The 13661-nt window shown below is 39.7% G+C and carries 13 protein-coding genes; all 13 read left to right on the top strand.

Annotated elements, in window-relative coordinates:
* The first annotated feature begins 166 nt into the window (after positions 1-166).
* The 13 genes from yfmF to ACQKL5_RS04325 all read left to right on the top strand — a co-directional run bounded on the left by yfmF (position 167) and on the right by ACQKL5_RS04325 (position 13585).
* Positions 167-1447 carry an EF-P 5-aminopentanol modification-associated protein YfmF gene (yfmF, locus tag ACQKL5_RS04385; RefSeq protein ID WP_427606803.1) on the top strand — a complete coding sequence of 427 codons (1281 nt, stop codon included), beginning with the start codon at positions 167-169 and terminating at the stop codon, positions 1445-1447.
* On the top strand, positions 1447-2733 hold the full coding sequence (yfmH, locus tag ACQKL5_RS04380; protein WP_427606802.1) for an EF-P 5-aminopentanol modification-associated protein YfmH: 1287 nt from the start codon (positions 1447-1449) through the stop codon (positions 2731-2733). Before yfmF ends, yfmH begins: the two co-directional genes overlap by 1 nt.
* Before the next feature lie 22 nt (positions 2734-2755).
* Positions 2756-3481, top strand: coding sequence for an elongation factor P 5-aminopentanone reductase (gene ymfI / locus ACQKL5_RS04375; protein ID WP_427606801.1), 726 nt, complete (start codon positions 2756-2758; stop codon positions 3479-3481).
* An 84-nt stretch (positions 3482-3565) separates the two neighbouring features.
* Entirely contained in the window at positions 3566-3823 is a 258-nt protein-coding gene (locus ACQKL5_RS04370) for a DUF3243 domain-containing protein (protein WP_427606800.1), read from the top strand.
* Positions 3824-4068: 245 nt separating this feature from the next.
* Positions 4069-4860, top strand: a complete 792-nt coding sequence (locus tag ACQKL5_RS04365) for a DUF3388 domain-containing protein (RefSeq protein WP_427606799.1) — start codon at positions 4069-4071, stop codon at positions 4858-4860.
* Positions 4861-4868: 8 nt separating this feature from the next.
* Positions 4869-5783, top strand: a complete 915-nt coding sequence (locus ACQKL5_RS04360) for a RodZ domain-containing protein (protein ID WP_427606798.1) — start codon at positions 4869-4871, stop codon at positions 5781-5783.
* 173 nt (positions 5784-5956) lie between these two features.
* Positions 5957-6541, top strand: a complete 585-nt coding sequence (gene pgsA, locus ACQKL5_RS04355; protein WP_427606797.1) for a CDP-diacylglycerol--glycerol-3-phosphate 3-phosphatidyltransferase — start codon at positions 5957-5959, stop codon at positions 6539-6541.
* A 16-nt stretch (positions 6542-6557) separates the two neighbouring features.
* Complete coding sequence (locus ACQKL5_RS04350; RefSeq protein ID WP_427606796.1) at positions 6558-7790, top strand: competence/damage-inducible protein A; 1233 nt, start codon at positions 6558-6560, stop codon at positions 7788-7790.
* Positions 7791-8139: 349 nt separating this feature from the next.
* The gene (gene recA, locus ACQKL5_RS04345) at positions 8140-9183 is read left to right on the top strand and encodes a recombinase RecA (protein WP_427606795.1); all 1044 of its coding nucleotides are present in this window, start codon (positions 8140-8142) and stop codon (positions 9181-9183) included.
* A gap of 342 nt (positions 9184-9525) precedes the next feature.
* A complete protein-coding gene (rny, locus tag ACQKL5_RS04340) occupies positions 9526-11085 on the top strand; it encodes a ribonuclease Y (protein WP_402969938.1) in 1560 nt (519 codons plus the stop codon).
* Between the two features lie 124 nt (positions 11086-11209).
* The gene (locus ACQKL5_RS04335; protein WP_427606794.1) at positions 11210-12007 is read left to right on the top strand and encodes a TIGR00282 family metallophosphoesterase; all 798 of its coding nucleotides are present in this window, start codon (positions 11210-11212) and stop codon (positions 12005-12007) included.
* A gap of 308 nt (positions 12008-12315) precedes the next feature.
* The gene (gene spoVS / locus ACQKL5_RS04330; RefSeq protein WP_427606793.1) at positions 12316-12576 is read left to right on the top strand and encodes a stage V sporulation protein SpoVS; all 261 of its coding nucleotides are present in this window, start codon (positions 12316-12318) and stop codon (positions 12574-12576) included.
* 91 nt (positions 12577-12667) lie between these two features.
* On the top strand, positions 12668-13585 hold the full coding sequence (locus tag ACQKL5_RS04325; protein WP_427606792.1) for a dipeptidase: 918 nt from the start codon (positions 12668-12670) through the stop codon (positions 13583-13585).
* The last annotated feature ends 76 nt before the right edge of the window (positions 13586-13661 follow it).

The raw sequence follows: 13661 nt of genomic DNA, 5'->3' as shown, positions 1-13661 counted from the left end.
CTTTTTTTGTCAGTGAGAAAGGTTTAAAGTAGTTTTGGAAAAAAAGTAGTTGCAACTTGCATGAATTTTCCTTTCACATGTATATTTTAAGGAGATGTTTAAAAGGTAACGTATCTACAAACAATAACTTAATAAGATTGAATTTCATAATGAGGAGGATTAATCCATGTCTATTGCATCCGATACAGTTACAGAAAAAAGCGGATATAAGCTGCACATTGTCCGTACGGATAAATATAAAACAAACACTCTCGTGTTGAAAATGAAGGCACCTTTGAAGAAGAATTCCGTTACATACCGTGCTTTATTGCCATATGTACTGCAAAGCAATACAAGTAAATATCCGACTACGCCCGAACTCAGGTCTTATTTAGACGATTTATATGGAGCGGGCTTTTATGTCGATGTAGCTAAAAAAGGGGAATATCAAGTCGTAAGCTTTACGATCGATATCGTCAATGAAAAGTTCCTAAGTGATTCGACGCCCCTTCTAGAAAAGGCTTTCGCCTTGTTATCTGAAGTCATCTTTCATCCCAAAACAAATGGCGCGGAATTCGATGCCAAGACTGTCACTAATGAAATTAGGTCATTAAGGCAGCGTATCCAGTCAATCTTTGATGATAAGATGAGGTACTCTGCTACTCGACTTGTTGAGGAAATGTGCAAAGATGAGCCATATGCACTAGACGCAAGTGGCAATTTACAAGACTTGGAGACGATAACTCCGAAATCACTTTATACTTATTATAAAAAAATGTTGGCTGAGGATGAAATTGATCTGTATGTCATTGGAGATATCGATGAATCGGAAGTCGAGGAATTGGCTGAGCGTTATATCTCCCTCCCTGAGCGAGTACCAGCCCAACTTCAAAGAACTGTAGGAAAAGACGTTGTGAAGGAACAAGAAATCATTGAGAATGCCGATGTGAAACAAGGTAAGTTAAATATGGGGTATCGAACGCATATTTCGTATGGTGATCCCGACTACTATGCTCTTCAGCTGTTCAATGGGATTTTTGGAGGCTTTTCGCACTCAAAACTTTTCATCAATGTCAGGGAGAAAGCAAGCTTGGCTTATTACGCTGCTTCAAGACTTGAAAGTCATAAAGGCCTCCTAATGGTGATGGCTGGCATCGAAAATGAAAACTATAAACAAGCGATAGAAATCATTCATGAACAAATGAAGGAAATGAAACAAGGTAATTTTTCGGAAGAGGAATTGGAACAAACGAAAGCAGTCATTAAGAACCAGCTTCTTGAAACCATTGATGTGTCTAGGGGATTAGTCGAAATTCTATATCACAATGTCCTGTCTGGGCAAAATATATCCCTCGATGAATGGTTTGCGAAAACGGAACAGACAACAAAGGAAGAAATCATCAAAGTGGGTCAAAAAATTCAGCTTGATACAATTTACTTCCTATCTGGAACGGAGGTGCAGGAATAATGGAGAAAATTGAATTCACTCAACTAAAAGAAGAGCTTTATCATGAAAAAATGGAGAATGGATTAGAGGTATATATTCTTCCCAAAAAAGAGTTTAACAAATCATTCGCCACATTTACGACAAAATACGGTTCTGTTGATAGTCATTTCAAGCCATTAAATCAAGAAGAGTTCACTAGGGTACCGGATGGAATTGCCCACTTCTTGGAGCATAAGCTATTTGAAAAAGAAGATGGCGATGTGTTTCAGCAATTCTCTAAGCAAGGCGCTTCAGCAAATGCCTTCACTTCGTTTACAAGAACCGCTTACTTGTTTTCGAGTACATCAGAATTCGAAAGGAATTTAAAGACATTAATAGACTTTGTCCAAGACCCTTATTTTTCCGAGAAGACCGTGGAGAAGGAAAAAGGTATTATAGGACAAGAAATTAACATGTATGATGATAATCCGGATTGGCGCTTATATTTCGGTGCAATTGCGAACATGTACCATCAACATCCTGTGAAAATAGACATTGCAGGCACTGTTGCATCTATCGCTGATATTACGAAAGACATGCTTTATGATTGTTACAATACGTTTTATCATCCGAGCAACATGTTATTATTCGTTGTGGGGCCGGTCGATGTAGAGAATACGATGAACTTGATCCGTGAAAACCAGGCTGGTAAAGACTATCAGGAACAGCCGGAAGTCGAACGGAAATTCGAAAAGGAACCGGATACAGTGGCTAAGGATAAGGACATTTTGAAAATGAATGTTCAAACACCCAAAGTAATGATTGGAATCAAGGCTACCGATGTTCATCAAACTGGCGAACAATTATTGAAACGAGAGTTGGCGACGAACATATATCTGGAAATGCTGTTCGGTAAAAGTTCATCCCTTCATGAACGATTATACGAGGAGGGCTTGATTGATCAAACTTTCTCCTATGATTATACTCAGGAACAGGGATTTGGCTTTGCTTTACTTGGCGGAGACACGGCAAATCCTGAAAAATTAACGAAGTCTTTGCTCGACATCCTTGAAAATTCTAAAAAAGGTACGGGGTTAAGTGAAGAAAGTCTGCAAAGGACAATTAAGAAAAAAATTGGTTCCTTCTTACGCTCACTGAATTCACCCGAATATATCGCAAATCAATTTACGCGCTATGCTTTCAATGAGATGAACTTATTTGATGTGGTACCAGTATTAGAGAAACTAACAATGGGAGATATTGAACAAATCGCGTACGATCTCGTCTCTGAGGAGAGGACGACTGTTTGTGAGGTACTTCCTAAATAAAAAAAAGAGGGGGGCATTGGAAGTGGAGAAGCGTTTTGCCCTTATTACGGGAGCTAGTGGAGGAATCGGCAGGGAAATTGCTTTAAAGCTGGCCGAGGAGAATTATTCACTTTATTTACATTACAATAGCAACGAGGAAGCAATTCAAGAGTTAATAGAACAACTTCGTCCGTTTCAGGTCGAACTTATCCCAATTCAAGCAGATTTAGCAACAGGAGATGGATACAAAAAGTTGGCGGAAAATATTTTTGCGCTTCATGCGATTGTCCTAAATAGTGGTAACAGCTATTATGGACTCATATCCGATATGAATGAGCAAATTGTCAATGAAATGGTTCAGTTGCATGTGACCAGCCCTTTTCAATTGACAAAGGAGTTGCTGCCGAAGCTTATGTATCAAGACCGGGCGGCAATTGTCGCAGTTACCTCCATCTGGGGTCAGACGGGGGCTTCATGTGAAGTGCTGTATTCAATGGTTAAGGGAAGTCAAAATGCCTTTATCAAGGCACTGAGCAAAGAGGTTTCACTAAATGGGATCCGGGTAAACGCCGTTGCCCCGGGTGCAATTTCAACTTCCATGCTGGAGTCTTTTAGCGCTGAAGATTTGGAAATTATTAAAGGAGATATTCCAATGGGAAGGATGGGCAGTTCAAAGGAAGTGGCTGAAGCTGTTTCCTATTTACTATCTGACAAGGCATCCTATATAACTGGGCAGATCCTGGGTGTAAACGGCGGATGGTACACCTGATGATAAATTTTTTTAAGTTGTATAATTTTTTCGTTTCCTTCACAAAATAGACGTGTACGATTTTGAAGGAAAGGGTGACCACTCATGTCAGTATTAGACAATTGGGATCAATGGAAAAATTTCTTGGGAGATCGACTAAACGAGGGTGAAAAACAAGGCTTAAACGATGAGACTGTCAATAGCTTGGCTTTCGAAATCGGTGATTATCTAGCTAAGCAAGTTGAGCCCCAAAACGACCAAGAGAAAGTGCTTGCAGATCTATGGTCTGTTGCGAGCGATCAGGAAAAACAGGCAATGGCAAGTGTGATGGTCAAGTTAGTCGAGAACAATGAAACAAAGTAATATCTAAAGACAAAGGGCCCTGTTACCTAGGTAACAGGGCCCTTTGCATTTGTGATATGAAATTTTCCTCTCTCCATATAGAAAAATGATGAATTTTATGGGGTTTTTCCTTTTAACTTATCAAGAAATACTATATTATAGAAGCTAGACAATAATCATTTAAAAAGCAAAGAATATGAAATAGTATGACGGATAAGTAATACTCGATTGTTGGATAAAAGCTTCTAGGCTTAAGGAGTGTTATCGTGGAGAAAAAAGAATGGTATTTCGAATATGAAATTCAAGTTAACCGTCCAGGTTTATTAGGGGACATATCATCCTTACTCGGTATGCTCTCCATTAATATCATCACTATTAACGGTGTTGACCAAGGTAGGCGAGGTTTGCTTTTACAGGCAAATGACAGCCGCAATATAGAGAGATTCGAGTCAATTCTCCACACGATGGATACGATAAAGGTCATTAAACTTAGAGAGCCTAAATTACGCGATCGGCTTGCTGTAAGGCACGGCCGTTATATACAACGTGACGCTGATGAAAAAAACACTTTCAGATTTGTTCGTGATGAATTGGGATTACTTGTGGACTTCATGGCCGAACTATTTAAACAAGATGGTCATAAGTTAATTGGTATTCGCGGAATGCCTCGAGTCGGAAAGACTGAATCAATTGTTGCTTCGAGTGTCTGTGCAAATAAGAGATGGTTGTTTGTGTCATCAACCCTTTTAAAGCAGACGATTCGCAGTCAACTTATCGAGGATGAGTATAACAATGATAATTTGTTTATTTTAGACGGTATTGTCTCGACCCGTCGAGCCAATGAGAAACATTGGCAGCTTATCCGTGAAATAATGAGGCTAGACGCTGTCAAAGTCATTGAACATCCAGATGTTTTTGTTCAGAATACCGAGTATACTCTCGAAGACTTTGATTATATTATTGAATTAAGAAACAATCCGGAAGAAGAAATTACATATGAAGTTGTGGACCAAAAAGATCAGTTTTCAGGGTCGGAATTTGGATCCTTTGACTTTTAAAATGGTAGGTGTTTTATTTGACTGAGTTAGGTAATCGATTAAAGGAAGCAAGGGAAGCCAAAGGGTTTACCTTAGATGATTTACAAGAACTGACGAAGATACAAAAAAGGTATCTCGTAGGGATTGAAGAAGGAAATTACAGCATGATGCCCGGGAAATTTTATGTGCGGGCGTTCATTAAGCAATATTGTGAAGCAGTAGGTCTGGAACCTGAAGATATCTTCGAAGAGTTTAAGAGTGAAGTGCCTTCTGTCTATAGCGAGGAACTACCTGAACAGCTTTCAAGGGTAAAGACGCGTAAGACCATTCCAGCTAAAGATTCAAAATTTGTAGAAATGTTGCCGAAAATATTAGGAGCTATTGTAGTAATTGGTGTCGCTGTATTGATTTGGATACTGGTTTCCAATAGTATGAGCAATTCCGATGGCAATGATAAAAAGAACGATAAACCTAGTGAATCGGTTGGATACAATGAAAGCAATGAGTTTAACGAAAAAAAAGATAAAGTAGATAAAAAGCAGGATGAAGAAAAAGCAGATACATCTGACAAAAAAGATGACAAAGACAAAGTTGTAGAAGAAAAAGAAGAAGAGACTGAGCAGGAATTATCCGTTGTTAGTTCTAGCGGTAAAAATAGTACGTATGAGTTGAAAGGTACCGATACCTTTAAATTGAAAGTTACTTCTACAGGTTCACCATGGGTCGGCATTACGAATGGTGAAGGTAAATTATTTTTCCAAGGTGCAATCAAGGAAAAGGATAGTCAGGAAATGGATTTTACTGATGAAAAAGAAGCTGTCATCAATGTTGGTAGAGCAAATGAAACGGAAATATTTGTGAATGGCGAAAAGCTTAAGTATACTATTTCACCCAATGATATGACTACGCAATTGGTTACGATACAATTTACGAAAGCGGAATAGTCATCTCTTAGATGACTATTTTTCTCTTTCATTTAGAAAAGGAATAGTAAACCCGGCATACATCAATTGATTTTGAGGTAAAATTATACATAGGGATAACTTGGCCAAAGGCCACTTAACAATGATGGAAGCGCATTGCCGAAAAGCAGGCGTACATTTTGGAGGTTAAAAGTTTGAATCTGCCTAATAAGATTACAGTAGCAAGAATCTGTCTAATTCCAGTTTTTTTAATCATCATGCTCGTACCATTTTCATGGGGAACGCTTACTTGGGGAGAGTACACATTGCCGGTGGCACATTTAGCAGGTGCTATACTTTTCATCATAGCTTCTACTACGGATTGGATCGATGGTCACTTTGCAAGAAAATATAATTTGGTTACCGATTTAGGGAAATTTTTAGATCCATTGGCCGATAAGCTACTAGTTTCGGCCGCGTTAATTGTTTTGGTTGATTTGAATTTGATGTATGGACAGTCTTGGATTGCCATCGTCATTATTAGCCGGGAATTTGCCGTTACTGGTTTACGCCTGGTGTTAGCCGGTACTGGAGAAGTGGTCGCGGCCAACCAACTAGGTAAAATTAAAACGTGGGCGCAAATAGTCTCAATATCAGCCTTATTGCTTCATAACCTGCCATTTGCTTTCATTTCGCTTCCATTTGCCAATATTACCTTATGGATAGCGTTAATCTTTACAATATGGTCCGGTGTCGATTATTTCGTCAAAAACAAGCAGGCTTTTATTAATTCTAAGTAATGAAGGGGTCGTTGATATGGATGCAGAAATCATTGCAGTAGGCTCTGAACTTCTTTTAGGGCAAATCAACAATACAAACGGAAGATTTTTATCGCAACAGTTTGCTGAAATGGGTGTCAATGTTTTTTATCATACTGTTGTTGGTGACAATGATCGTCGTCTGCAACAAGCCATAGAAATTGCCGAATCACGGGCTAACTTAATTGTTTTTACTGGTGGTCTGGGTCCAACTAAGGATGATTTAACGAAGGAGACGATTTCTCGCCATATTGGGAAAAACCTCGTCTTTGATGAAGATGCACTACAATCCATAGAAGCGTATTTTAAAAAACGTGGTCGTCCAATGACGGAAAATAATAAAAAGCAGGCCCTCGTCTTGGAGGGGTGCGAGGTTTTAGCGAACGATCATGGCATGGCTCCGGGAATGGTCTTGTCTAAATCGGGAATTACATATATGCTCCTTCCGGGTCCACCAAGCGAAATGGAACCAATGTTCCTGAACCACGGATACGAAGCAATCATGAAAAGACTAGAAAAGCATGAACGAATTGATTCCAAGGTACTTCGTTTCTACGGAATAGGAGAAGCGGAGCTTGAGACGGTGATTGAAGATCTTCTTGTAAACCAAACGAATCCAACAATTGCCCCCCTTGCAGCGGAAGGGGAAGTGACTTTAAGGATTACAGCTAAAGAATCGTCTAAAGAAAAATGTGAAGAACTTATTACAGCAGCGGAGAAAAAAATTCTTAGCCGGGTAGGACAGTATTATTATGGAAGTGATAATACTTCGCTCATAAAAGAACTGGTTAAAGAATTAACGGTACGTAAGCTGTCAATAGCAGCAGCGGAAAGTCTAACCGGCGGCATGTTCCAAGAGCAGTTGACGACGATACCAGGGGCAGGGAAAGTGTTCAAAGGCGGTATTGTCAGCTATACAAATGATGCAAAGGCGAATGTCCTAGGCGTAAGCGAAGAGACTATTTCCGTTCATGGTGTCGTCAGTGGCGAGTGTGCTATGGAAATGGCCTCTAATGCCTGGAAAAAGTTTGATGCGGATATAGGCATTAGCTTTACTGGCGTTGCAGGGCCCGATGAACAAGAAGGTAAGCCTGTCGGTACGGTATTCATAGGCATTTCCTTTAGAAATGGGGACACCCGCTTCAAAGAGTTGAATTTATCTGGAAGCAGGGAGCAAAACCGCGTTCGAAGTGTAAAATATGGCTGTCATTATTTATTGCGGGAATTATAAACATAAAAAGCAGAGCTCCCTAAAAGGCTCTGCTTTTTTATGTTTAAGAGTTTGTTTTTTTAGAATTAAGGAAAAAAAAGAAAACAGTTTATTCGATAAAAAGGTGTTTTATTAGGAGATTTCCAGAAGAAAAGGTAAAATTAACTTAGACAAAATACTTTTTCAAGAAGATATAACCAAAAGAAAAAAACGAATGAATGTTCGACTTTTTGCTTGGCAAAATAGTAAAAAGAGTATATAGTAAAGATAGGTTTTGGGACAAGATATTGATCTTGTCCTCAAACAATGGCTAACGTAAGAACATCTGTAATCGGACTGCCGATTATTTGAATATAGAGGAGGAAATTAAGTGAGTAGTGATCGTCAAGCGGCTTTAGATATGGCGTTAAAACAAATTGAAAAACAATTTGGTAAAGGTTCTGTCATGAAACTAGGAGAACAGTCTGATCGAAGAATCTCTACGATCTCGAGCGGATCTTTAGCATTGGATGTTGCGTTAGGAGTAGGTGGCTTTCCAAGAGGCCGGGTCATTGAGATATATGGACCGGAAAGTTCAGGTAAAACAACTGTTGCATTGCATGCAATAGCAGAAGTGCAAAAAACTGGTGGGACGGCAGCATTTATTGATGCTGAACATGCCCTAGATCCAGCATATTCAGAAAAACTTGGTGTGAATATTGATGAATTGCTTCTTTCGCAGCCTGATACGGGTGAACAAGCTCTGGAAATTGCGGAGGCGTTAGTGCGAAGTGGTGCGGTTGATATTATTGTTATCGACTCGGTGGCAGCGCTTGTTCCTAAAGCGGAAATCGAAGGAGAAATGGGAGATTCCCATATGGGTCTTCAAGCCCGTATGATGTCACAGGCCCTTAGAAAACTCTCTGGTGCTATTAATAAATCCAATACTATTGCAATCTTCATTAACCAGATTCGTGAAAAGATTGGGATCATGTTTGGGAATCCGGAGACGACTCCAGGTGGTCGCGCATTGAAGTTCTATTCAACCGTTCGTCTTGAAGTGCGTCGTGCAGAACAATTAAAACAAGGCAATGAAGTCGTAGGGAACAAAACAAAAATTAAAGTCGTTAAAAATAAAGTAGCTCCTCCCTTCCGTCAAGCGGAAGTCGATATTATGTATGGTCAGGGGATTTCACAGGAAGGCGAGATCATTGATATGGGCGCAGACCTGGATATCGTCCTGAAAAGTGGTTCGTGGTACTCATACAATGATGAGCGTGTCGGACAAGGTAGGGAAAACGCGAAATTGTTCTTAAAAGAAAATAAAGATATCGCTCAAGAAATCTCACAGAAAATTAGAGATCATTATAATCTGGATGGAGAGTTTGAGCTTCCAGAAGAGGATAAAGAGGAGCATCTTGAACTGCTTGATTGATGGTGGGAAAGGACCTAAGCTTATTATGCTTAGGCCTTTTCTATATTCCTCAAGATCATTAAAATGAAAAAATTGCAAAAATTTAAGCGGTTTTAGAGTCCTCTAATATGTTAAACTGATACATATTAGTTGTGCCTAGTAATTAAACTTGAATAAACCTTGATACATAAGGGACAAAGGCTTGACAATAAAAATTCTCAACTATACAATTAATATGTATATTTTACAATTTTTCAAACTAAAATTTTGAAAATTAAGAGCTGTATATTGAATTTATGTGCAATGTACTTGCCGACAGTTCAACATTTTATGTAAAAGTTCATAGCAAGGGGAGGTGAAACGATGGAACCCATGACAATCATCTTCACTTTGCTTGGCCTAATCGTCGGTGCAGTTGTTGGTTATTTTATTCACAAATCAAAATTTGAGAGTAAAATAGCAGGGGCAAAGGGCTCTGCTGAACATATCCTTGAGGATGCAAAACGTGAAGCGGAAGCGCTTAAAAAAGAAGCCTTGTTGGAAGCAAAAGATGAAATTCATAAGGTTCGTTCCGAATCTGATCGGGAATCCCGTGAAAGAAGGAACGAATTACAAAAACAAGAAAATCGATTATTGCAAAGAGAAGAGAATCTTGATCGGAAGGATGAAACGTTGGATAAACGTGAAAGCCTTTTAGAGAAAAAAGAGGAGTCTCTTAACCAAAGACAACAGCATATTGAAGAGATGGAAAGCAAAGTGGACGAGACGGTACGTAAGCAGCAAACGGAGCTTGAACGTGTCTCTGGTTTGACTCGTGAAGAAGCTAAATCGATCATAATAGATCGGACAGAAAATGAGCTTGCTCATGATGTAGCACTTATGATTAAAGAAAGTGATACCCGCGCCAAAGAAGAAGCTGATAAAAAGGCGAAAGAAGTTCTATCTCTAGCCATTCAGCGTTGTGCGGCTGATCACGTTGCAGAAACCACCGTTTCTGTAGTGAATCTTCCAAATGATGAAATGAAGGGACGAATAATCGGACGTGAAGGCCGAAATATCCGAACACTTGAAACGTTGACTGGTATTGACCTTATCATTGATGATACTCCTGAAGCAGTCATTTTATCTGGATTTGATCCAATTAGACGCGAAACGGCACGCTTGGCACTTGAAAAACTTGTTCAGGACGGACGGATTCATCCGGCTCGTATTGAAGAAATGGTTGATAAGGCAAGACGTGAGGTAGATGAACATATCCGTGAAATCGGTGAACAAACAACATTCGAAGTTGGTGTTCACGGGCTTCATCCAGATCTTATCAAAATCCTTGGTCGTTTGAAATTCCGTACAAGTTATGGTCAAAACGTACTGAAGCATTCTATTGAAGTGGCCCAACTTTCAGGATTACTGGCTGCTGAGCTTGGTGAGGATGAAGTACTTGCCCGCCGTGCCGGTTTGTTACATGATATTGGGAAGGCAATCGATCACGAAGTTGAAGGCAGTCACGTTGAAATCGGTGTTGAGTTAGCAACTAAGTATAAAGAGCATCCAACTGTCATCAATAGCATCGCTTCACATCATGGCGATACAGAACCAACATCTATAATTTCGGTGCTTGTAGCGGCTGCTGATGCGTTATCAGCTGCAAGGCCAGGTGCAAGAAGTGAAACACTGGAAAATTACATTAGAAGACTTGAAAAACTTGAAGAGATATCCGAATCCTATGATGGAGTGGAAAAATCCTTCGCGATTCAAGCCGGACGTGAAGTACGGATTCTAGTGAAGCCAGAACAAATAGATGATCTATCGGCTCATAAACTCGCTCGTGATATCCGGAAACGGATTGAAGAGGAACTTGATTACCCAGGTCATATAAAAGTAACGGTTATCCGTGAAACAAGAGCGGTAGAATATGCCAAATGATTTGGCTTTGGAAACGAAGTGGTGAAAACCACTTCGTTTTCATTTTTGTATAAATTTTTATGGGCTTCACTGGGGTCCCTGAGTTAAACGAATCATGTGAAATGTATTAGGAAAGGATTTTGGTATGAAATTGTTATTTATAGGAGATGTAGTGGGTTCACTTGGTCGTGATATGGTCCAAGAATATCTCCCGAAACTTAAGGCAAAACATCAGCCTCATATTACAGTGATTAATGGGGAAAATGCGGCAGCAGGTCGGGGGATTACCGAAAAGATTTATCGCGGTTTTCTAGATTGGGGAGCTCAAGCCGTGACGATGGGGAATCATACGTGGGATAATCGAGAAATTTTTTCTTTTATAGATGAAGCGAAGTATCTCGTCCGTCCGGCTAATTTCCCCGAGGGTTCACCTGGCGAGGGACTGAAGTTTATAAAGGTAAATCAGCAGGTGGTTGCCATCATCAATTTGCAGGCCCGTACATTCATGCCGGCATTGGATTGTCCGTTCCAAAAAGCAGAGGAGCTCGTCCGGGAAGCACGAAAAAGGACACCAATCATTTTTGTCGACTTTCATGGTGAAGCGACAAGTGAAAAACAGGCAATGGGCTGGTATCTTGATGGAAAAGTAACAGCTGTGGTGGGAACCCATACACATGTCCAAACAGCCGATAACCGGGTTTTACCGCAAGGAACAGCTTATGTATCAGACGTAGGGATGACAGGCCCATATGACGGCATTCTAGGTATGGGGAGGGAGAATGTTATCCATAAGTTCTTGACAGGCCTACCAGTTCGATTTGAAGTGCCAAAGTCTGGCCGTACCCTATTAAGTGGTGTATTGATAGATATTGATAGTAAGTCCGGTAAAGCATTAAAAATTGAGCGAATTCTGATTAACGAAGATAACCCTTTTTATAACTGATATGAATGGACAACAGTCAAGGCTGATTGTCCATTTTTATTTTTGGCAATTGCATGTTAGTTAACATGAATTCAGTCCATAAAAGAAGAGATTAGGGCCTTCCATACTACGAAGGCTACTTCCCAGATCTGTCAGTGGAATGGGGGATAGGGCATTTACCGATAATATATCCTTTTTTGTAAATGGTAGTTGGACAATCCTAGTTTTCTTTGTCATACAAGTTTTACTAGCTGAATATAGTAGCAGTGGAAAGTGTTATAACTATTGAGCCAAGCTATAATCGGCAGGGAAAACAAGGAGGACTAGGAATGGAAATATTAAAGGTTTCAGCAAAATCTAATCCTAATTCTGTAGCAGGCGCACTGGCGGGGGTTCTAAGAGAAAAAGGAACCGCGGAAATTCAAGCAATCGGTGCAGGTGCGTTAAATCAAGCCGTTAAGGCAGTAGCAATCGCAAGAGGATTTGTCGCACCTAGTGGAGTCGACTTGATTTGTATTCCTGCCTTTACGGATATTCTTATTGATGGCGAAGAGCGTACAGCTATCAAGCTAATCGTTGAACCAAGATAATTTCATATGTAGTTGCCCTGTTTGTCTGATGACAAGCAGGTTATTTTTTTGTCCATGACGAAATATAAAGAGTAGAAAGGGGAATGAATAAATGATATTCGATGCGCATTGTGATGTTTTAATGAAGTTGTTTATTGAACCGGAGATTTCTTTTGTGGACAGTGATAAGTTACATATAACGAAACGTCAACTGATCGAAACAGGTGGAAAGGTTCAATGCTTTGCCATTTACATTCCTGAACAAGTCCATACCGATATGAGGTTTCAGGCTGCTTTAGCGATGATAGATATTTTTCATAAGAAAATTTTGAGCGAACCAGAAATGAAATTCATACGGTTTCGTAAGGATATCGATACCCTTAAAGAAGGAGAAATTGGAGCTTTGCTGACATTAGAAGGCTGTGATTGCATTGGCGATGATTTATTAAAGATGAAAATCCTTCTTCAACTTGGAGTTACTTCAGTAGGATTAACATGGAATTATGCCAATCTAGTAGCTGACGGTGCATTGGAGAAAAGGGGAGCGGGATTGACCCGATTTGGAAATGGTGTTGTGGCATTATTGAATGAACAAGCGGTGTGGTGTGATCTTTCGCATTTGTCGGAATCCGGTTTTTGGGACACGCTGGAAATTGCCACATTTCCAATAGCTTCACATTCAAACGCTTATCATTTATGCCCACATCCAAGAAATCTTAAGGACAGCCAAATAAAAGCTCTCCTACAAAAGAATGGGACTATTGGGGTGACTTTTGTCCCGCAATTTTTATCCAAAGGTGCAACCACTTCGATAAAAGATATCATTAACCATATTGAGCATATTTGCAGTTTAGGTGGAGATAAGCAAATTGGCTTTGGATCGGATTTCGATGGCATAGACGAGATGGTTGATAACTTGACTTCTTATAGGGATTATCAAAATTTAATCAATGAACTTGATAGGCTTTATTCCACTGATTTTGTAAACGGGATCCTTTTTGAAAATTTCATACGTAACTATCCTCGATAATGTAAGCACCCAGAGGTTGAAATGTATTTCTGAATTTACCTATAAAAATGAATATTCTGAAAATATAAAAAATAAA

It is taken from the genome of Peribacillus sp. NPDC097675, from assembly GCF_050277655.1.
GTDB lineage: Bacteria > Bacillota > Bacilli > Bacillales > DSM-1321 > Peribacillus.
This window is presented reverse-complemented; position numbering and strand designations above follow the sequence as displayed.